The 22,594-nt window shown below is 72.7% G+C and carries 7 protein-coding genes; 2 read left to right on the forward strand and 5 right to left on the reverse strand.

All coding sequences use genetic code 11. From position 1 onward, the window contains the following. The first annotated feature begins 106 nt into the window (after positions 1 to 106). On the forward strand, positions 107 to 1,606 hold the full coding sequence (gntD, locus tag ACZ6JY_RS25360) for a guanitoxin biosynthesis L-enduracididine beta-hydroxylase GntD (protein ID WP_469199129.1): 1,500 nt from the start codon (positions 107 to 109) through the stop codon (positions 1,604 to 1,606). A 33-nt stretch (positions 1,607 to 1,639) separates the two neighbouring features. Here gntD and ACZ6JY_RS25365 read toward each other — a convergent pair whose 3' ends face one another. Continuing rightward, positions 1,640 to 5,599: a non-ribosomal peptide synthetase gene (locus tag ACZ6JY_RS25365; protein WP_469199131.1), complete on the reverse strand. Its 3,960-nt coding sequence runs from the start codon at positions 5,597 to 5,599 to the stop codon at positions 1,640 to 1,642. A 63-nt stretch (positions 5,600 to 5,662) separates the two neighbouring features. Further along, positions 5,663 to 8,278: a non-ribosomal peptide synthetase gene (locus ACZ6JY_RS25370; RefSeq protein ID WP_469199133.1), complete on the reverse strand. Its 2,616-nt coding sequence runs from the start codon at positions 8,276 to 8,278 to the stop codon at positions 5,663 to 5,665. 349 nt (positions 8,279 to 8,627) lie between these two features. Between ACZ6JY_RS25370 and ACZ6JY_RS25375 the strand changes: the two genes are divergently transcribed. Continuing rightward, the gene (locus ACZ6JY_RS25375) at positions 8,628 to 9,377 is read left to right on the forward strand and encodes an SAM-dependent methyltransferase (protein WP_469199135.1); all 750 of its coding nucleotides are present in this window, start codon (positions 8,628 to 8,630) and stop codon (positions 9,375 to 9,377) included. A gap of 17 nt (positions 9,378 to 9,394) precedes the next feature. On the opposite strand, the gene ACZ6JY_RS25380 is transcribed toward ACZ6JY_RS25375, so the two are convergent. The 3 genes from ACZ6JY_RS25380 to ACZ6JY_RS25390 are packed head-to-tail and all read right to left on the reverse strand — an operon-like array spanning position 9,395 to position 22,564. Further along, positions 9,395 to 10,597: a cytochrome P450 gene (locus tag ACZ6JY_RS25380; RefSeq protein WP_469199137.1), complete on the reverse strand. Its 1,203-nt coding sequence runs from the start codon at positions 10,595 to 10,597 to the stop codon at positions 9,395 to 9,397. Between the two features lie 13 nt (positions 10,598 to 10,610). After that, positions 10,611 to 14,468, reverse strand: coding sequence for a non-ribosomal peptide synthetase (locus tag ACZ6JY_RS25385; protein ID WP_469199139.1), 3,858 nt, complete (start codon positions 14,466 to 14,468; stop codon positions 10,611 to 10,613). Further along, positions 14,465 to 22,564: an amino acid adenylation domain-containing protein gene (locus ACZ6JY_RS25390; RefSeq protein ID WP_469199141.1), complete on the reverse strand. Its 8,100-nt coding sequence runs from the start codon at positions 22,562 to 22,564 to the stop codon at positions 14,465 to 14,467. The genes ACZ6JY_RS25385 and ACZ6JY_RS25390 overlap by 4 nt, the downstream gene beginning before the upstream one ends. Positions 22,565 to 22,594: the final 30 nt, after the last annotated feature.

The raw sequence follows: 22,594 nt of genomic DNA on the forward strand, positions 1-22,594 counted from the left end.
CTGATCAATCATTACTCTGGCATTGTCTCCCGGCAGAGGGGCCGACGGACGGGGTGCAGCGAATGCCGTCGATAAACCCATCCGTCGAAGGGCAGGTCACCTCACCGTGTTCCCCCAGAGCGTCCGCACGCTCCCCGGCCGATACGTGATCAGCCTCTTCGACCAGGACCGACCACCCACCGACGACTGGCTCTTCGCCGTCCGCGGACCCGAGGGCCTGACCGTGGTGCATCCCGTCGATCCGCACCGGGCCGGGCCCGGCCGGGAGACGTGGGCACCCCTCTACAGCGGCGGCACCGCGCACGGCCTCGACGTGCCGGGCATGCTGGCCGGTCTGCTCGCACCGCTGGCGGCGGGCGGCGTGCCCGTCTTCGTCGCCTCCACCCACGACGCCGATCTGGTCCTGGTGCCGGAGCACCGGCTCGATCTCGCCCTCCGGCTGCTCCGCGCCGCCGGACATCAGGTCGACGGGCCGGCCGAGCGGCACCGACCATCCACCCGAAGCAACGAGGAGAGCACTTCGATGAACCTCTCGACTCCCGTAGCCGTGGCCGAGCTCCCGCTGCGCCCGAAGGACGGATCGCCCTGCCTGGAGCTCACCGCCGAGGAGCGGGCGGAGATCAAGGAGCTCGCGGACAGTCTGCTCGACGCGTCCGGGGATGTCCCCCTGGAGAACAGACTTGACCGGATAGCGCTCGCCGCCCACGATGTGCCCGCCAGGATCCGGGCGCAGTTGATCGACTTCCGGCTGACCGGCCGGCCCTACGGCGGCATGGTGCTGTCCAACCTCCCCATCGACGAGGCCCTGGTCGGCCCCACCCCGACGGACTACGCCGTCGAGCCGGACAGCCGGGAGGCGGACCGGGCCACAGCGCTGCTGCTGCTGATCGGTTCCCTCATGGGTGACCCCGTCTCGTACCTCACCCAGCAGCGCGGGCGCATGGCGCTCGACGTCTTCCCGATCAAGGGGCACGAGGACCAGCAGCTCGGGTCCAGTTCCACCACCAACCTGGAGTGGCACAACGAGGACGCGTTCCACCCGCTGCGCGCCGACTGGATCATGCTGATCGGGCTGCGCAACCACGACCACGTCCCCACGACGTTCGCCCCGGTCCAGGAACTCGAACTGGACGAGAAAACCAGGGAGTTGCTGTTCCAGGAGCGCTTCGTCATCCTGCCGGACGAATCGCACACGGCGGCCTTCAACAGCGAGACCACCGGTATGGGCGAGGCGAGCTGGGTCAAGGACGCCTTCGCGAAGATCACCGAGATGAACGAGAGTCCGCGGCGCGCGGCGGTCCTGTCCGGCGACAAGGAGGCCCCGTACGTCCGGATCGACCCCGCCTTCATGCCGAAGGATCTCGACCCGGAGGCGACGAAGGCCCTGGAAGCGGTGATCGCCGCCTTCGACGCGAAGCTGCGCGATGTGATCCTGGGCCCCGGAGACCTCCTCATCGTGGACAACATGCGTGCCGTGCACGGGCGCCGGCCCTTCACCGCGCGGTACGACGGTACCGACCGCTGGCTGCGGCGGATCAACGTACTCGCGGACCTGCGCCGGGCGGCGGGCCGTAGGTACACCGCGCACGGCCGCGCACTCGTCTGACCGCCGACCGCGCCGCGGCGGACCAACGCGGGGTCAGAGGTACGGCGTCAGCTCGCGACCGATGCACGTGAGCGGTCCCGGCCGGGCCATGTCGTGGTGCCCGCCCGGGACCTGGTGGACGGTGATCTCCCCGTCGGCGTACGGGCGCCACGCCGTGGCCATCGGCGCCCCGGCCACCCCCTCGTGCTCCCCCGCCGCGAAGAACAGCAGGTCGCCGTGGAACGGGGCGGGGCGGAAGTCGTCCAGAAGACGCACATGCCGCTCCGCCGCGTCCCGCAGCGCGGACAACTCGTCCGCGCTCAACTCGGCGAGCACCGGGTTGTGCCGGCGCACGGCCCGTACCAGCTCGTCCCCGTGGACGCCGCCCGGCGTGTGCGCGAGGACGGCCGCCGCCGGTTCCGGGCCGCCAAGGAGCAGGGACAGCACATCGGCAGGGGTGACGGGCGCCCGCGGGGCGTCGAGGTCAGTGGGGTAGGCGTCCACCAGGGCCAGCAGAGCGACCTCGTCGCCCTCGTCCTGAAGCCGGGTCGCCATCGCGTGCGCCAGGAGCCCGCCGAAGGACCAGCCGAGCAGCCGGTAGGGACCCGACGGCTGGACCTTGCGCAGCTCGTCGACGTAGTCCGCGGCCAACTCCTCGATGCTGCCCTCGCGGGCCGACGGGTCGAGGACCGCCTTGGTCTGGAGTCCGTACACCGGGTGCCCCGTCGGCAGGTGGGGCAGGAGCCCGGCATAGCACCAGCTCAGCCCCTGCCCCGGGTGGACGCAGAACAGGGGCGGGCCGGAGCCGCCGGTCCGCAGGGCCAGAAGCGGCGCCAGCGCGTCGTCCGTCGGCCGCCCGTCCAGGCGCGCCAGCCGGGAGACGGTCGGCGCGCTCAGCAGGGTCCGCAGCCCGACCTCGATGCCGAGCACCGCCTGGATGCGGCTGACGAGCCGGGCCGCGAGCAGGGAGTGGCCGCCGAGGTCGAAGAAGCTGTCGTCGACGCCCGCGCGGACCCCGAGGACCTCGGTGAACAGATCGCTGAGCACCTGCTCGCGCGGCGATCCCGGCGGGCGCCCGACGGGTCCTGCCGCGCTCTCCGGTACCGGCAGCGCGGCCCGGTCGAGCTTTCCGTTGGCGTTGAGCGGCAGGGCGTCGAGGAGCGCGTACCCGGCGGGCACCATGGCCGCCGGCAGGCGGTCGGCCAGGAACCGCCGCAGCTCCGCGGCGCCTGGCCGGGCGCCGTCGCGCGGGACGGCGTACGCGGCGAGACCGCGGCCGCCGGTCACGTCGTCGCGTACGACCACGGCGGCCCGCGCGACACCGGGGTGGCCTGCGAGGACCGCCTCGACCTCGCCGGGTTCGACCCGGATGCCGCGTATCTTCACCTGGTCGTCGGTGCGCCCGACGAACTCCAGATCGCCGTCGGCCCGCCACTTCACCAGGTCGCCCGTCCGGTACATCCGGCTTCCCGGCGGCCCGGAGGGGTCGGCCACGAACCGGCTCGCGGTCAGCGCCGGGCGGCTCAGGTAGCCGCGGGCCAGCCCGCGTCCCGACAGGTACAACTCACCCACGACGCCCACCGGGACGGGCCGCAGCCCGCCGTCCAGGACGCGGGCGCGCGTGCCGGGCAGCGGCCGTCCGATCGGCGGCGTGACCGGCCACGCGCCGACTTCCGCGTGCAGGGCGTGGGACGACGTCACCACATGGGTCTCGGCGGGCCCGTAGTTGTTGTACAGCCGCCTCCCGTCCCCCCGGCGGAAGAAGTCGGCCAGCCGTTCGGAGAGCGTCAGCGCCTCACCCGCCTGTGCCACATGGCGCAAGGCCGGCACGGTGCTGCCCACCGTTCCCGCGGCCTCGCACAGGGCGTCGATGACGAGGTTGGGGGCGAACAGCGCCTCCACGCGGTGCCGGTCGAGCCAGCGCACGAACTCCTCGGGCCTGACGCGCGTCTCGTCGTCGGGCACGCACAGCGTGCCGCCGGCGGCGAGCGTGCCCAGGATCTCCTGAGCGCAGACGTCGAAGCTGATCGCCGAGTACTGGGCCGTGCGCGTCCCTGGCCGCGCCCATGGGGCGCTCGTGTGCCAGGCCAGCAGGTTGGCCAGGGCGCCGCCGGGCATGACCACGCCCTTGGGGCGCCCGGTCGACCCGGACGTGTAGATGACGTACGCCGGGTGGCCGGGCCGCAGCGGGGTGCGGCGGTCGGCGTCGGTCACCGGCGTCGCGGCCACGGATGCGAGCGGGAGCTCCTCCATCAGCAGCGGCTCGGCCCCCGTGGAGGGCAGCTCCGCCAGCACGTCACGGGTGGTCAGGAGCACCGTGGGCGCGGCGTCGTCGAGCGTGAAGGCGATGCGGTCGGCGGGTGACCCCGTATCGACCGGCAGATAGGCGGCGCCGGACTTCAGGACCGCCACCACCGCGACGACCAGTTCGTGGGAGCGCGGCAGTGCAAGGGCCACCAGGGACTCCGGCCCCGCGCCCCGCGCGATCAGCAGCCGGGCCAGCCGGTTGGACTGCCTTTCCAGCTCCGCGTACGTCAACTCGATGCCGTCGAAGACCACGGCGACGGCGTCGGGGGTACGGGCCGCTCGCGCGCCGAGGATGTCCGGCAGGGTGCGTGCCGGAACCGTGGTGGCCGTACCGGCGGCCTCGTCCAGGAACCGCGCGCGTTCCTCGGCGGTCAGCACCTCGATCCGGTCCAGAGGGATGTCCGGTTCGGCGGCGATCTGGTCGAGGACGCCGACGAAGCGTGCGGTGAGCGCGTCGGCCGTACCGGGGTCGAAGAGGTCGGTGGCGTATTCGAGCGCTCCCGTCATCCCGGCCGGACGGCCGTCCGGGCCGCGGTGGAGTTCGACCGCGAGGAGCAGGTCGAACTTGGCGGTGCCGTTGTCGTCCACCGCCATCTCCTCGCACCGCACCCCGGGCAGCTCGAACCCGTCGGTCCCGCCGCCGTCGCCGACGTTGAGCATGACCTGGAACAGGGGGTGGCGGGCGGGGGAACGGTCGGGCTTCAGGAGCTCCACCACCCGCTCGAAGGGCAGCTCCTGGTGCCGGAAGGCCGCCACGTCCGCCGCCCGCACCCGGCCGAGCAGCTCCCTGAACGTGGGCCGTCCCGACGTGTCGGTGCGCAGCACCAGTGTGTTGGCGAAGAAGCCGACCAGGTCGTGGAGGGCGGGTTCGGCGCGGCCCGCGGTCGGGGTGCCGATCGGGATGTCCGTACCGGCGCCCATCCTGGTGAGCAGCGCCGCGAGGGCGGCCTGAAGCACCATGAACGGCGTCGCGCCGGACTGCCCGGCCAGTTCGGCCAGGCGGGCGTGCACCCGTTCGTCCACCTTGAAGGCCGAGGTCCCGCCGCGGTGGCTCGCCACCGCCGGGCGCGGGTGGTCCGTGGGCAGGGCCAGCTCCTCGGGTGCCCCGGCCAGCGCCGCCGTCCAGAAGGCGGACTGCCGGGCGAGCAGGCTCTCCGGGTCGTTCTCGTCGCCGAGCAGGTCCTGCTGCCAGAGCGCGAAGTCCACGTACTGGATGGGCAGTTCGTCCCAGGTGGGGGCGGTTCCGTCGCGGCGGGCCGTGTACGCGGTGGCCAGGTCACTGCCGACCGGCCCCATGGACCAGCCGTCGCAGGCGATGTGGTGCATGAGCAGGACGAGGACGTGCGTACGGGCCCCCGCCGACAGGAGCTCGGCGCGCAGGGGCAGTTCGGTCTCCAGGTCGAAGGCGTGGCGGCATGCCCCGGCGATCCGTGCGCCGAGTTCGTCGGCGGTCACCGACCGGCGCGTGAAGTCGAGCTTCCATTCGTCCGCCGCCAGGATCTTCTGGAAGGGCTCGCCCTCGCGTACGGGGAAGACCGTGCGCAGGGTCTCGTGGCGCCGCACCAGATCCTCCAGCGCGCACCGCAGCGCGTCCGCGTCGAGGTCACCCGTCAGCCGCAGCACCAGCGGCACGTTGTACGTCGCCGCCGATCCCTCCAGCTGTCCGAGGAACCACAACCGGCGCTGCGCGTACGACAAGGGGAACACCAGGACTCCTCGTATTCGACCATTCGGCGGGACGGGCGGGACCGGCGGACGCGGGGCGACGTGTCACGCCGGGGTCCCGCCGAAACGCTCTCGTCGGCCGGCGTCAAGGCGCGGCCGGGGGGCGGGCGCGGGAGCCGACGTGCGGACGAGTTCGGCGACCTTGCGTACCGTGGCCGTCTCGAAGAAGTCGTCGAGGTCGACGCTGACCCCGAGCCGCTGCTCGATCTCGACCAGGACGGTCATGGCGAGCAGGCTGTGCCCGCCTTCCATGAAGAAGTCGGTGTCGGGCCCGGAGGGGCCCCGGCCGAGGACTTCGTCGAAGATGGCGGCGACCGTCGCCGTCACGTGGTCGGCGCTCTTCAGGGCGACGACCGGGGACGTGGCCGGTGTCTGGACCGTGGACCGTGCGGGCCCTGCGGACCTGGCGGCCAGGGCCGCGCGGTCGGTCTTGCCGCTCACCAGCTCGGGCAGGCTCTCGATCAGCTCGATGCGCGCCGGGACCATCGCGGGCGGCAGCACGTCGGCGGCGCCCGAGCGGATGTCCGCCGCCGTGCGGCCCGGCGCCTCCAGCCAGGCCGCGAGCGCCTGCGCGCCATCGGCCTCCCGTACGGTGACGACCGCTGCCCGGCGGACCCCGGGGAGCTGTCCCAGGGCGCTCTCCACCTCGCCGAGTTCCACGCGGTGGCCGCGGATCTTGACCTGGTCGTCGACCCGGCCGGCGAACTCCAGCATCCCGTCCGGCCGCCACCAGGCCAGGTCGCCGGTCCGGTAGGCGCGGCTGCCGGGCATGCCGGGCGCGTCGACGAACACCGCAGCCGTCAGGTCGGGGCGGTTGCGGTAGCCCGCCGCGAGCCCGTGCCCGGCGAGCCGGAGCTCCCCCACGAAGCCGGGTGGCAGCGCCCGTCCTTCGGCGTCGGCCACCGTCACCATGGTGTTCTCGATGGGGTGGCCGATGGGGAAGCCGGGCCCCGCGTCGGGCCGGTGGGTGAACGCCGTGGCACCGACCGAGTTCTCCGTCGGCCCGTACTCGTTGATGAGCCGGACGTGGCCGAGCACCGCGTGATGGCGGTTCACCAGCTCCGCGGGGACGGCCTCACCGGCCACGGTGACCAGCCGCAACGACTCGGCCGCGCCCGGCAGTTCGCCCAGCAGGACCTGGTACAGGCTCGGTACCGCCATCAGATGGGTGATGCGGTGCCGTGCCACCATCTCGGCGAGCTGACGGGGCAGTGTCCGGTGCGGGTCAGCCAGCACCATGAGGCCACCGGACGCCAGCACCGGGAAGAGGTCGGCCACCGAGCTGTCGAAGGCCAGGGACGGCAGTTGCAGCAGCCTCGTCGCGGTGTCGAGCTCGTCGTAGCGGACCTTCCACCGCAGATAGCTCGCGACGGCACGGTGCTGGACCTCCACACCCTTCGGCGTTCCGGTGGACCCGGAGGTGTACACGATGTAGGCGAGGTCGTCCGGGCGCGGGGCGTACGGGACCGTCTCCGGCCCGGTCGCCGTCTCCGCTCCCGTCGCCGCCGCGGGGGGAGCTGCTTCGTGGCGGACCGCGGCTTCATGGCGGACCGCGGCGTCGATGCCGATCACCGGCGTGGAACTGCCTGCGGGAAGTTCCTCGATGAGGTCGGGTGAGGCGAGCACGGCGGCGCACCCGGCGTCGGCGAGTATCTCGGCGAGCCGGGCGGCCGGTGACCGCGGATCGAGCGGTACGTACGCCGCTCCGGTCAGCAGAACGCCCAGGATCGCGGGCACGGCGTGCGGCGTCTTGCCGGTGAGGAGCGCCACCCGGTCGCCGCGGCCGACGCCCCGGCCGCCCAGCAGGGACGCGACCGCCTCGGCCGCTCGCCACAGCTCGCCGTAGGTCAGGGTTTCCTCACCGGCGACGATCGCCGTGCTGTCGGCGCGCTCCCGGACGGTGCGCTCGATCGCGGCCGTCAGCGTCAGCTCCGCGGGCTCCGGCCGGAAACCGCCGCGCGCGAAGCGGTCCACCGTGGCACGGTCCCGCGCGGCACATACGGGCAGTTCGGCGAGGGCTCGCCCCGGCTCGGCGAAGGCGGCCAGCGTCTCGGCCACGGCCCGCAGCATCACGTCGAGGAACCAGGGCTCCGTCCGCCCCGGGTCACCCTCGGCGTACAGCTCACGTCGGCCGCCGGGATGGGCCTCGCCCAGCGTGAACGTGACGGCGGCGGAACCGGACGGCACGGCGGCGGGATCACTCGCGGGGGTCTGATCGTCCGCCGGGGCCTGATCGTCCGCCGGCGCCGGATCGCCCGCACCGGCCGAGTCGCTCACCCGTACCGACCGAACAAGCACCGCTTCGCGGAAGGGGTGGCCGGTGTCGGCCGCGAGGGGCGCCGACCGCAGCGAGGTGTCGGCCGCGCGGATCAGTTCCGCGACGGTGCGGTGCGCCGTGGTGTCCACCGCGAAGACCACCGGGCCCCGCGGCCCCCGCACCCCGATCACGGGCTCCTCGGTGTGCTCCACCCTGGCGGTCACCAGCGCGGTCGCCGCGGCGAGCACGACCAGTTCCTCCAGTGGCCGGCCGCCGGAAACCCGGGCCAGGCCCCGCTGGGAGTCCTCGGTGAGCTCCAGCCGGGCGCGAGCGGGCCCTGCCGGGGTGAGGCTTGTGCGCCGCGAGCGGACCCGCGTCGGCGATGCAACGGCTCTGACGTTCATCAAGTCCTCGATCCTCAAGGGGTGGGCGGGGTCAGCGCCCGGCGGCTCCGGTGGCGGGCGCCGTGGGCGGGGAGTCCGATGGCCCGGCCGGCCGCTGCGGCGGTGACGAGCGCATGCCTGTCCTTGCGCAGACGCGTGGCCGCGTCGCGTGTCGCGTGTCGTGTGTCGCGTGTCGTGTGTCGCATGTGGTTGACGTGGATGGCCGGGATGACGCTACGACAGGCATCTGTTGCCCCACAACGGGTCCAGCGGTATGCGGCGGCCCCTCCGGCACACCATCGGGTTGTCCGGCCGGGTGTCCCGGAGTGCCTCGGGTTCCGGGAGACTTGTGGCAGGCAGGATGGCGTTCATGCACCGCAGACAGATCAGCTCCATCGCTCACACCCATCACCCCATCGCCGCCCCGCTGAACGACGCTTCCGTGCAGGCGCTCCTCGGCCGGGCCCTGTCGGACGGCGACGCCCGGATCCTCGACCTCGGATGCGGGTCGGGAACCTGGCTGACGCGGGCGCTGGCCGCTCGCCCGGACCTGCGTGCCGACGGCGTCGACAACGACGCCGGGACCGTCGCCGACGCGGCTCGCGCCGCCAAGGCCGCGGGGCTCGGCGACCGGATCGCCTTCCACGCCGCGGACGCCGCCGACTTCAGCTCCCCGCACCGCTACGACCTGGTGCTCAGCATCGGTGCCACCCACGCCTTCGGCGGTCTCCTCGCCACCCTGAAGGCCGCCGACAGCCACCTCGCCCCGGGCGGCCGCGTGCTCGTCGGGGACTGCTTCTGGGAGCGTGAACCCGACCGGCGGACCCTCGACGCCGGGTTCGCCGCGGACGAGTACGACGACCTGGCGACCACCGTCGACAGCGTCATGGCCGACGGCTGGGTGCCGCTCCACGGGCACGTCAGCAGCCTTCAGGAGTGGGACGAGTACGAGTGGTCCTGGACCGGGTCCCTCTCCCGCTGGGCCCTCGACCACCCGGAACACCCGGACCACGGCCAGGCCCTGGAAGCAGCGGCGGACCACCGCGACGCCTGGCTGCACGGCTACCGGGGCACGCTCGGCTTCGTCACCCTGCTGCTGCGCCGGGCACCCCGTACCTGAGCCGCCGGGCCCGGGGGCTAGCACCGGGCCCAGGTGAGCGGCAGTGAACCAAGGCCGCCCAGGAAGTTGGAGTAGATCCGCCGTGCCGGCCCCGCCGGGCCCATCTCGGCGACCAGCTCACGCATGTCGCCGAGTACGGCACCGATCTCCGCCCTGGCCAGGAAGGCTCCCAGACAGAAGTGGGAGCCGTGGGCGAACGTCAGGTGCCGGTTCGGTGTCCGGCCGGCACGGAACAGGTCCGCTTCGTCGAAGGCGGCGTCGTCCCGGTTGGCCGAGGCGTTCCACAGGGTCACGATGTCGCCGGCCTTGATCGCGTGGCCGCGCACGGCGAGTTCCGTGCCGGCCGTGCGTGCGACGTGCATGGTGGGTGAGGTCCAGCGCAGCACCTCCTCCACCGCCGACGCGGTGGTGACGTCGCCGCGCCGGTAGGCCGCCCACTCATCGGGGTTCTCCAGGAACGCGGCCACTCCGCCGACAAGGGCGAGACGGGTGGTCTCGTCGCCGCCCAGGATCAGGCTGTAGCAGTTGAGGATGACTTCCTCGTCGGTGAGGGGCACGCCGCCGACCCGCACCTGCGCGAGAAGGCTGACGATGTCGTCCCCGGGGTCCGCCCTGCGCCGGGCCGCCAAGTCGGAGAAGTAGAACAGGATCTCGCTCCTGGAGACCCAGGAGTCCGTCTCCAGGCCCCGCTCGCTCTCCGAGCCGAGCGCCGACGACGTCATGTCGAGCAGGTGCTGCCGGTCGGCCCGCGGCACGTCCAGGAGGTCGCAGATGGCCCGCAGCGGGAGCTGCCCCGCCACGTCGTGGGCGAAGTCGCACTCACCCTTCGCAAGCGACTCGGTGAGCAGCTCGCGCGCCGCCGCCCGGATACTGCTCACCACTTGTGCCAGGGCGCGGGGCGAGAAGGACTTCATGAGCGCGCCGCGCAGTTCGGCGTGGCGCGCCCCCTCCATGAGCGGCAGCATCTGCCCGGCCGCGGCGTCCCCGCCGCCCAGGAGGGTGTCGAGGACGTTTCCCCGGTCGGAACGGAAGCGGTCCGCGTCGCGGTAGGCGGCGGCCACGTCCTCGTACCGCGTCAGCACCCAGAAGCCGGGGCGGGTGCCCCTGGGCGGCTGCCAGTGCACGGGTTCCTCCGTGCGCAGGCGCCGCCACACCTGTGACAGGTCATCCCGCGCGTGCAGAGCCGGGTCCGCGAGATCGATCTCCGAGAGAAGTCGCACGCCGGGCCCCCTTTCAGTCTTCCGCGATGTGGTCGGACAAGGCGCCGCAGAGGGCGGCGAGCGGCTGCGGGTCCAGCATCCGGAAGTGGCCGCAGTCGATGTCGTACGTCGTCAACCGGCCGCCGCAGTACGCCTTCCAGTCGTCAGGGGCGACGTCGGCGCGCGGGCCGTCGGCCGTGGCGCGGAAGTGCACGACGTCGATGTCCGCGGCGCGCGGGGGCGCCGTCCGCAGGACCTCGACCACGGTCCGGGCCGCCAGCCGCACTCCTTCGACCGCCCGCTCCCCCAGGGTCTCGAGCCCTTCCGACAGTGTCCCGTCGGCCGAGACGCCGACATCGGCAAGGACGCCGTCCAGCATCTCGTGCGGGCCAGGCAGCAGGGCCGGGTCCGGCGGAGGGTACGAGTCCAGAAGTGCCACGAAGTCGACCTGTCCGCCCTCTTCGGCCAGCAGCGCCGCGACGGCGAAGGCGATGTTGCCGCCGACCGACCAGCCGAGCAGCCGGTACGGTCCTTCGGGCTGGACCGAGCGGATCCGGTCGGCGTACTCCCGGACCATGGCGTCGAGCGTCCACACCCCGGTCTCGGGGGCGCCCACGCTGGGCGCCTGGAGTCCGTGGACGGGTATCCCCGCGCCGAGGTGGGGCAGCAGCCGCGCGTACGGCCAGGCGAGGCCACCGGCCGCGTGCACGCAGAACAGCGGGCGCCGCCCGCCATCGCGCCGCAGCGGCAGCAGCACGTCGAGCCCCGCCCCGGGACCGGCGTCGTCGAGCCGGCTCGCAAGCGCGGCCACGGTCGGCGCCTCGAACAGCATACGGACGGTCAGGCCGAGACCCAGCGCCGTCCGGACCCGGCTCACCAGCCGGGTCGCCAGGAGCGAGTGGCCGCCCAGATCGAAGAATCCGTCGTCGACGCCGACGCCGTCCACCCCGAGCACCTCGGCGAACAGGGCGCGCAGCGCCTCCTCCCTGGCGCTGCCCGAGGCCCGGTCCGACCGTTCGTACACGGGAGCGGGCAGTGCCCCGCGGTCCAGCTTGCCGTTGGGCAGCAGCGGCAGGCGGGGCACCGGCACGATCGCCGCCGGAACCATGTACTCCGGCAGCGTCCCGCCGAGCCGCTCGCGCAGCTCCCGGGCGTCCGGAGCGGTGCCGGGCGCGGCGGGCACCACGTAGGCGACCAGCCTCCGGTCGTCGGCCCGGTCCTCCCGTACGACCACTGCGGCCTGGGAGAACTCCTCGTACCGCACGAGGACGGCTTCCACCTCCGCCGGTTCGATCCGGAAGCCCCGTATCTTCACCTGGTCGTCGAGGCGGCCGAGGAAGTCGAGGCTGCCGTCGGGCCGCAGGCGTGCCCCGTCGCCGGTCCGGTACATCCGGTCGCCCGGAGGACCGTACGGGCAGGCCACGAAGCGCTCGGCGGTCGGCCCCGGGCGGTTCAGGTAACCGCGGGCCACGCCCGCGCCCGCGATGTACAGCTCACCCGGCACACCGACGGGCACCGGCCTGAGCCGCCGGTCGAGGACGTACGCCCGGGTGTTGGGCACGGGGCGGCCGATGGGCGGGGGGCCGTCGGCCGGCCCGTCCGAGGAGCGCCAGGACGTGCAGTACGTGGTGGTCTCGGTGGGCCCGTAGCTGTTCGTGACGACGCACCCGGGAACGCGCGCCTGGACGTCGCGCACGAGGTCGCGCGGGAGCGCCTCGCCGCCGATCACCACGTGCCGCGCCGCCAGTTCGACACCGCCGCTCGCCAGCACGCTCGCCACCGCCGAAGGGACGCCGACGATGAAGCTGCCCTCCCAGCGGCCCCGCTCCAGGAGCGAGAAGAAGTCGTCGACGAGTTCCAGGTGCCCGCCGAGCGCCAGGGTCGCGACGATGTCGAGTACGGAGACGTCGAAGCTCAGCGAGGTCGAGGCGAGGACGTCCGACATCCCTTCCTCGCCGAACTGCTCGCGTACCGCGGCGACGAAGTTGACCGTGTTGGCGTGCTCGACGACCACGCCCTTGGGCACACCGGTGGAGCCGGAGGTGTAGATCACGTACGCGGGGTGACGCGGCGACAGCGGGCGCGTCCGGTCGGCGTCCGTGAGCGGGCCGTCGTCACGGTCCATGATGTGCCGCGCCACCGCGTCGTCGTCCATGACGATCCGGTGGGTGCCCTCCGGCAGGACGAAGCCGGCCGTCGCCGTCACGACGGCGATCCCGGGCCGGGCGTCCAGCAGCATGTGGGTGACGCGGTCCACGGGATAGCGCACGTCGAGGGGGACGTAGGCCGCACCGGACTTGAGCACGGCGAGCAGCGCGACGACCATGTCCGGGGTCCTTGGCAGGGCGAGGGCCACGAGCGTGCCGGGCCCGGCGCCGTGCTCGACGAGCAGCCTCGCGACCCGGTTGGACCGCGCGTCGAGTTCGCCGTGGGTGAGCGTGCCGCCTTCGTACGTCACCGCGGGGGCGTCGGGGGTCCGCGCGGCCTGTGCCGCGAACAGGTCCGGGAGCGTCACCGGGTCGACCGGGTGGTGGGTCGCGTTCCACTCCACGAGGATGCGCCGCCGCTCGTCGTCGGTCAGCAGGGAGAGGTCCGCGACCGCCTGGTCCGGGTCGTCGACGATCGCGTCCAGCGTCCGTACGAACCAGTCGCAGAACCGCTCGGCCTCGTCCCTGTCGAACAGATCGGGCCGGTAGTCGAGGCGGATTCCCAGCTCCTGTCCCGGCGTGCAGATCAGCGACAGCGGGTAGTGCGTGGCGTCGAAGCCGCCGACGGCGAGGCAGCGCGCGCCGCCCAGGGAGACCTCGCCGCCGGTCGGGTAGTTCTCGAACGCGGTCGTGGTGTCGAAGAGCCGCCCGATCCCGGCCCGGCGCTGGATCTCGGTCAGTCCCAGATGGTGGTGCTCGAACAGGTCGAGCTGTTCGTCCTGCACCCTTTCGAGGAGGTCGGCCGGCGTGTCGCCGGGCTCGACGCGCACGCGGGCCGGGAGCGTGTTGATGAGCAGCCCCACCATCGACTCGATGCCGTCGACGTCCACGGTGCGGCCCGACACCGTCATGCCGAAGAGCACGTCGTCCCTGCCGGTCAGCCGGCGCAGGACCAGCGCCCAGGCCACCTGTACCAGGGTGTTGAGCGTGACGTCGAAGCGCCGGGCGCACTCGGCGAGCGCCGTGCTGCGGCCGGCCTCCAGCGTCCGCACCACGCGCCGCGGCACCACCGCTTTCCGGCCTGCCGTCTCCGGGGCGACGAGTGTGGGCTCCTCGACGCCGGCCAGCGCCTCGGCCCACGCGTCGCACGCCTCGTCGAGGTCGGTGTCCGCGAGCCATGCGAGGTAGTCGGTGTACGCGGGCGCCGGGTCCATCTCGCTCCGCGCCGGATCGGCGGCGTACAGCCGGACGAGCTCGTCGAGGAGGACCGAGGTGGACCAGCCGTCGAGGATGATGTGATGGTTGGTCAGCACGAACCGCCAGCTCTCCTCGGCCATCCGGATCAGCAGGAAGCGGATCAGCGGCGGCCTGGCCAGGTCGAACCGCCGCAGGCGTTCCTCGCGCGCGATGCGTGCGGCTTCCGCGCGGCCGGCTTCCACGTCGTGGCCGGACAGCTCGACCACGCGCCGGCTCAGCGGCGGGTCGTCCAGCACGAACCGTACGGGCTCTCCGGCCGCGTCGGTGCGGAACCCGGAGCGCAGACTGTCGTGCCGACGCTGCAACACACGACAGGCGTCGAACAGCGCCTCGGGGTCGAGGGGGCCCTCGAAGTCGAGGGTGAGCTGGGTGGTGTAGATGTCCTGCCCGTCCGCGTCGAAGGCGGTATGGAAGAACAGGCCTTGCTGAAGCGGGGCGGGCCGCGCCTGCCACCCGGCGGCGGCCGCGTCGCCGTCCGTGCCCGTCATGTGGGGTCTCCCTGGGCGGTTGTGGGGGTTGTGGGTGCGGTCATCGTGGTCAGGGCCTCTGCCCACAAGTCGGCTAGGTCGGCCACCCGCTCCCGGGGGAGCAAGGCGGTGGGGTATGCCCACGTGACGTGCAGTTCCGGGCCGTCGTCCTGGTCCATCGTGACCGCGGAGACTTCCAGCAGGTGCGTCTGCGGCAGCTCCGGGTCGCCTCCGCCGCCGACGGCTCCGGTCCCCGGGACGAGCCCCCAGTCGGCGCCGTCGGGGCGGGCGAACCTGCCGAGGTAGTTGAACATGACGTGGGCCCGGGGCAGCCGCGCCAGGACCGGAGCCGTCCGCGGGTTGAGGTACCGCAGCAGGCCGTAGCCGAGGCCCTTGTCCGGCATGGCGCTGAGCTGTGCGTCCACGGCTCGCAGAGCACCGGCCGGGTCGCCCCCGCCTTCCCCGACCCGTACGGGGAACATGCTGGTGAACCACCCGACGGTCGCGGACAGATCGAGGTCGTCTGCGATCTCCTCCCGACCGTGGCCCTCCACGTCGACCAGGAACGGTGCGTCCGGGGCGGAGGAGGCGTGCCCGGCGCGCCGCCACCGCCGCAGTGCCTCGCCGAGGGCGGTGAGCAGGACGGCGTTGATACCGGTGCCGAGCGCGGCCGGCACCTGGGTCAGGAGGCGTTCCGTCGTGGCCGCGGGCAGGACACGGGTGACGGTGTCCTGCGTGCTCAGGACGTCGCGTACGGGGTTGAGCGCGACGCCTTCGAGGAGGTCTTGGGCGCCCTCGGCTAGGCCGGTCCAGAAGGGGAGTTCCTCGGTACGTTCGAGCGCGTTCCGCGCCAGGAGGCCGCCCCACTCCGCGAAGGAGATCCCGGACGTGTCCGGGACGGGGGTCTGCGTCGCCTCCCACGCCGTACGCAGGTCTTGGAGCAGGATCCGCCACGAGACGCCGTCGACCACGAGGTGGTTGATCATCAGCAGCAGCCGTCCGGGACGCCGCGGCCCCGCGTCGAACCAGACCGCTTGGAGCATGTTTCCGTGCCCCGGTGCGAGCCGCCGGCGCGCCGCGCCGGTATCCGAGCGGACGATGCGCGCCAGCTCCGCGTCGTCGCGGCCGGCGACGTCGACGCGCACCATGCGCTCGGCGGCACGCACCGCGCCGCGCGGCAGTACGTCGATGCGCCAGTCCGCGCCGCGTGCCAGCCGCATCCGCAGGGCGTCGTGGTGGTCGAGCAGGCCTTGGAGCATTGTCCGCAGCCGCGCCGCACGCAGACCGGCCGGGGTCCGGACGACCACGAACTGATGAAACCCGTCGACCGGACCACCCCGCTCACGCTGCCACCGAATGATCGGCGTCAGGGTGACCGGGGCGGGAGCGCCCGACGCGGAAGCGCTCGGGGTGTCGGCGACCGGAGTGCGCTCGGTCGGCACGTGGGCGCCCGGCTCGTGGGCGCCGGGACGCTCGGGCAGCGCCTCCGGGGGCGAGGTCCGCGTCGGCGGCACGTCCGAAGTCGTGGGCGAAGTCCGCGTGGGCGGCGCGTCTGGGGTGATGGGTGAGCCCTGCGTCAGCGGCGCGTCCGCGGCCGTGGGCGAAGTCTGCGTCGGCGGCACGTCCTGGGCGATGGGCGAGGTCCGTATCGGCCGCTTGGCCGGGGTTGTGGGCGAGGTCCGCGTCGGCGGCCCTGCCGGGGTTGTGGGCGGAGTCCGCGGACCGGGCGGGGTCTCCGTCCGCGAGGGCCGCCCCGTGCTCTTCGGGGCCCGCTCACGGGCATGCTTGGCCAGTTCCGCGACCGTTTTGCGGCGGAACACGTCGCGGGCGGAGATGACCAGGCCGCGGGCGCGGGCCCGGGCCACGAGACGGATGGAGACGATGCTGTCGCCCCCGAGGTCGAAGAAGCTGTCATCCACGCCGACTTCGGGCAGCCCGAGGATGTCTGCGAACAGCTCACACAGCAACTCCTCCGCCGGTGTAGCCGGTTTCCGCTTCTGCCCACTCACCGCCCCCGCCGCGACATCAGGAACCGGCAGAGCCCCACGATCCACCTTGCCATTCACCGACAACGGCAACCTCCGCGGCATCACCACCACAGCCGGAACCATGTAATCCGGCAACACCCCCGCCGCCCAAACCGACAACTCCCCCGCAAACCCCTCCGACACCCGCCCCACCGGCACCACATACGCCACCAACCGCCGATCCCCCGGACGATCCTCCCGCACCACCACAACCACCCGACCCACCGACCCATGCCCCTCCAACACCACCTCCACCTCCCCCAACTCCACCCGAAAACCACGCAACTTCACCTGATCATCAACCCGCCCCACAAACTCCAACACCCCACCCGACAACCACCGCACCACATCCCCCGTCCGATACATCCGCCCACCACCACCAGCACCACCACCATCACCACCCGCAAAGGGATCCGCTACAAAACGCTCCGCCGTCAACCCCGGCCGACCCACATACCCCCGCGCCACCCCCACACCAGCCACATACAACTCCCCCACCACACCCACCGGCACCAACCCCAAACCCCCATCCAGCACATACACCCGCTCACTCCCCAACGGACGCCCGATCGGCGGGCGCGCGGCGTTGGTCGCGTCGATGCGTGCGGCGATGGACCAGATGGTCGTCTCGGTGGGTCCGTAGACGTTGGTGACCTCGGCGGCCAGATTGTTCAGTTCGGTCGCCAGACCGCCGGGCAGGGCCTCGCCGCCGACGAGGATGCGGAGACCTCGTAGGGCCTTCGGGACGTTCTCGACGAGGCCGGCCCAGAGTGACGGCGTCGCCTGCATCGTCGTGATCGCGTGCTTCCGGATCAGTTCGGCCAGCGCGAAGGGGTCCCCGGCCGTCTCGTCCGCCGCGATCACCACGCACGCCCCGTGGCGCAGCGGCAGCAGCAGTTCGAGGTGCGCGATGTCGAAGCTGACGGTGGTCACCGCGAGCAGCCGGTCGGCGGGGCTCATGGGCAGGTGGTCGCGCACGCCGTCCAGCAGCCCGGCGAGATTGCGGTGGCTGACCGTGACGCCCTTCGGCCGGCCCGTCGAACCCGAGGTGTAGATGACGTACGCCGCGCTGTCGGGCAGGACGGGCCCTCGCGTCTCCGCCGGGGAGAGGTCGCCCCACGGCTGTGCCGCGAGGGCCGCGGTGGTGCGGGGGTCGTCGAGGGCGATCCAGTCCGGGGCCCCCGCCTCGCGGCGGGTGGCGAGGTCGCACAGCACCAGGGCGGGCGCGGCGTCCGCGAGGACGGTCCTGATGCGTTCCTTCGGGTGTCCCGGGTCGATGGGCAGGTATGCGGCACCCGCCTTGTGCACGGCCAGCAGAGCGACGGGCAGCTCCGCGGAGCGGGCCATGGCGACGGCGACGAGCCGGTCCGCTCCGGCGCCGCGCGCGATCAGCTCCCTCGCCAACCGGTTGGCGCGGACGTTCAGTTCGGCGTAGCTGAGCGAGGCGCCCGCGCACACGACCGCGGTGGCGTCGGGCGTCTCGGCGACCTGGCGCTCGAACCAGTGCGGCACCGGGTCCGCGGCCGCGTCGCGCGAGGTGCCGTTCCACTCCTCCAGGACCGCGCGGCGCTCCTCCAGAGGCAGGAAGTCCAGTCGGCCGATGGGCAGGGACGGCTGCTGGGCCGCCTGCGTCAGGAACTTCTCGAAGTGGCGTGCGAGGCGCGTGGCCGTGGCCCGGTCGAACAGGTCCTCGGCGTAGACGAGCCACCCTTCCAGGCGGCCCTCGACCTCTCCGACGTCGAAGAGCAGGTCGAAGGCGGTGGATGGGTAGGCGCCGTCGGTCAGGGGCTCCACGTTCAGGTTGGGGAAGGCTGCGGAGGCCTCCGCGTTGTTCTGGAGGCTGAGCATCACCTGGAAGAGCGGGTGGCGTGCCGCGGACCGCTGCGGGTTGACCGCGTCGACGACGCGCTCGAAGGGCACGTCCTGGTGCTCCATCGCGGACAGCACCGCTTCCCGTACCCGCCCTGTCAGCGCGGTAAAGGTGGGGTCGCCTGTCGTGTCGGTGCGGATGACCAGCGTATTGAGGAAGCAGCCGACGAGGTCGTCCATGGCCGCGTCGGTGCGGCCCGCCACCGGGCTGCCCACGGGGATGTCCGTCCCGGCGCCCCAGCGGGTGAGCAGGCCCGCGAGTCCGGCGTGCAGCACCATGAACAGGCTCGCCCCCTCCTGGCGTGCGAGTTCGGCCAGGCGTCGCCGGGTGCGCGGGTCGAGGCTCACCTTGACGGCTCCCGCCCGCCGCGAGGCGACGGCGGGGCGCGTCCGGTCGGCCGGCAGGCTCAGCTCCTCGGGAAGGCCGGCCAGCGCCTCCTTCCAGTGGTCGAGTTGCCGCGAGAAGAGGCTGTCCGGGTCCTTCGGAGCGCCCAAAAGTTCGTGCTGCCAGAGGGTGTAGTCGGCGTACTGGACAGGCAGTTCGGCCCAGCCCGGCGCGCGTCCGGCGGCCCTCGCCCCGTAGGCCGTGGAGAGATCCCGTACGAAGGGCGCCGCCGACCAGCCGTCGTACGCGATGTGGTGCGTGGTCAGCGCGAGGGTGTGGTCATCGGGTCCGGTGGTGATGAGCGCGGCCCGCAGCGGTATCTCGCGCTCCAGGCGGAAGGGGCGGCGCGACAGCTCGGACACCGTCCGCGGGAGGTCGTCAGGCGCGGCCTGCCGCACCTCCAGCTCGAACCCGGTGTCGTCGGCGTCGAGGACCCGCTGCCGCGGCTGCCCGTCGGTCACCGGGAAGGTGGTGCGCAGGCTCTCGTGCCGTACGACGACGTCCCGCAGCGCCGCTCGCAGGGCCACCACGTCCAGTGGCCCGTAGAGGCGCAGGGCCGTCGTGATCGTATGCGTGTCGTCGTCGTCGGCGGCCAGTTCGTCCTGGAACCAGAACCTGAGCTGCGAGAAGGAGAGCGGCAGCCGCTCGGGCCGCTGCCGCGCGGTCAGGGGGGTTCGCCCGGACTCCGGCTCCGTGAACCTGGCGGCCAGCTCGGCGGGGTTCGGCGCCTCGAAGATCGCCCGCATGCCGATCTGCGTGTTCCACACCGCGCGCAGGCGGCTGACCAGGCGGATGGCCAGGAGGGAGTTCCCGCCGAGTTCGAAGAAGCTGTCATCGACGCCGACTTCGGGCAGCCCGAGGATGTCGGCGAACAGCTCACACAGCAACACCTCCGCCGGCGTACCCGGCTTCCGCTTCCGCCCACTCACCGCCCCCGCCGCGACACCAGGAACCGGCAGAGCCCCACGATCCACCTTGCCATTCACCGACAACGGCAACCCCCGCGGCATCACCACCACAGCCGGAACCATGTAATCCGGCAACACCCCCGCCGCCCAAACCGACAACTCCCCCGCAAACCCCTCCGACACCCGCCCCACCGGCACCACATACGCCACCAACCGCCGATCCCCCGGACGATCCTCCCGCACCACCACAACCACCCGACCCACCGACCCATGCCCCTCCAACACCACCTCCACCTCCCGCAACTCCACCCGAAAACCACGCAACTTCACCTGATCATCAACCCGCCCCACAAACTCCAACACCCCACCCGACAACCACCGCACCACATCCCCCGTCCGATACATCCGCCCACCACCAGCACCACCACCACCCGCAAAGGGATCCGCTACAAAACGCTCCGCCGTCAACCCCGGCCGACCCACATACCCCCGCGCCACCCCCACACCAGCCACATACAACTCCCCCACCACACCCACCGGCACCAACCCCAAACCCCCATCCAGCACATACACCCGCCCACTCCCCAACGGACGCCCCATGGGGAGACGGCCGCCCTCGTGCGGGAGCGAATCGAGGCGGTGGCAGGTGGTGAAGGTGGTGTTCTCGGTCGGGCCGTAGGCATTCGTCACCGCTGTATCGGGGAATTCCGCCCGCATCCGGCGTACGGCCGCGGCCGACGGCTCCTCGCCGCCCACGAGTACGTGGCGCAGTGCGCCCAGGAAGGGGCTTCGCTCCTCCACGAGGGAGTGGAAGAGGGAAGCGGTCAGGAAGGCGCCGGTGGCGCCGTGCTCCACCACCGTCCGGTGCCAGGCGTCCGGGGTGGTCTCCCGGGCCAGGGGCATGACGACCGCGCCGCCGTTGAGCAGCGGGACCCAGAGTTCGTAGGTGGAGGCGTCGAAGGAGTGCGGCGCGTGGGCGAACACGCGTGTGTGGGTGCCGTCGGCCCAGTAGGGGTCCACGGCGAGGCCGAGGATGTTGCCGTGGGTCACGACGACGCCCTTGGGGTGCCCCGTGGAGCCCGAGGTGTACATCACGTAGGCCGCGCTTCCGCCCGGGATGTCAGTCAGGTCCGCGAGTTCTTCGGGCGCCTGGTGCGGTTCGGTTCCGACCATGACGGGGGCCGGCAGGCCCGGGGCCGCCAGCTCGGCGGCGCGCGGGCGGGTCGGTGCGTCGGTGAGCATCAGGCAGGGGCGTGCCTCGTCCAGGATGGTGCGCAGTCGGCTGTCCGGGCTGCGCAGGTCGAGCGGGAGGTAGGCCGCGCCGCTCCGCAGCACGGCGAGGAGCGCGACGACCAGGTCGGCGGAGCGTTCCATCGCGACGGCGACGAGCCCGTCCGGACCCGCGCCCCGGTCCCGCAGGTGGTGCGCCAGTCGCCGTGCCCTGGTGTCCAGCTCCTCGTACGTGAGTCGGGCGTCCCCGCAGATCACCGCGGTGTCCCGCGGCGCCTCGGCGACCCGCCGCGCGAAGCGGTCGACCACGGAACCGGTGGGCAGGGGGACGGTGGCGCCGTTCCACGTGCCGAGCAGTTGCCGCCGCTCCGCCGGCGTCACCACCTCCAGCCGCCCGATCGGACGGGAGGGTGCCGCGGCCGCCTGGGTCAGCAGGCTCTCGAAGGAACGGGCGAGGCGTTCCGCCGTCGTCCGGTCGAACAGGTCCTCGGCGAAGACGATCCGTCCCTCCAGGCCGTCCGGCACCTCGATGAGGTCGAAGATCAGGTCGAAGGCGATGGACCGGTCCTGGGGGTCGCCCTGCACACGCGCGGTCAGGCCGGGCATACGGGCCTCGCCCGCGGCGTTGTTCTGAAGGACGAGCATGGTCTGGAACAAGGGGTGCCGCGCGGCGGAGCGCGCCGGGTTCACGGCCTCGACGACCCGTTCGAATGGCACGTCCTGGTGTTCGAACGCGGCCAGCGCCTCGGCCCGCACGCGGCCCAGCAGTTCACTGAAGGACGGGTTCGCCGAGGCGTCCGTACGGACGACCACCGTGTTGAGGAAGCAGCCGACGAGGTCTTCGAGGTTCGCGTCGGTGCGGCCCGCCACCGGGCTGCCCACGGGGATGTCCGTCCCGGCGCCCCAGCGGGTCAGCAGGCTCGCCAACCCGGCATGCAGCACCATGAACATGCTCGCCCCATGCTCCCTGGCGAGCGCCGCGAGCCTGCCGTGGACCTCCGCGTCCAGCCGGAAGGGAACGGAACCGGCCCGGTGCGACGCGGCGGCCGGACGGGGCCTGTCGGTGGGCAGGGTCAGCTCGGCGGGCAGGTCGGCCAGGCGCCGCCGCCAGTGGGAGAGCTGCTGTGCGAAGAGGCTCTCCGGGTCGTCCGGCGCGCCCAGGAGGTCACGCTGCCAGAGGGTGAAGTCGGCGTACTGTACGGGCAGTTCCTCCCACCCCGGCGCGTCACCGGCCACCCGCGCCCGGTAGGCCGCGGACAGGTCCCGTACGAACGGCGCCACCGACCAGCCGTCGATGGCGATGTGGTGGACCGTGATCACCAGCGCGTGGTCGTCGGGCGCCGTGGTGAACAGGACCGCGCGCAGCGGTGTCTCGCATGAGAGGTCGAAGTCGTACTCCATGGCCGCGGCCATAGCCTGTTCGAGCTCCTCGGCCGCGACGTGCCGCACCGGCACGTCGACGCGCGCCGCGCCGGCCTCCGCGTCCAGGATCACCTGCCGTGCCTGGCCGTCGACGGCCGGGAACAGTGTGCGCAGGCTCTCGTGGCGCACCACCACGTCCCGCACCGCGGCCCGCATCGCCGCCTGGTCCAACGCGCCGGACAGGCGCAGCACGAACGGCGCGACGGGTGACTCGCGGCGCCCGCCCATTTCGCCCTGGATCCAGAAGCGCAACTGCGAAAACGACAGAGGGATCATGTGTTTCTCGGCCTCCCAGCCCTGTGCCCA

The sequence above is a fragment of the Streptomyces sp. NPDC046335 genome (assembly GCF_055587985.1).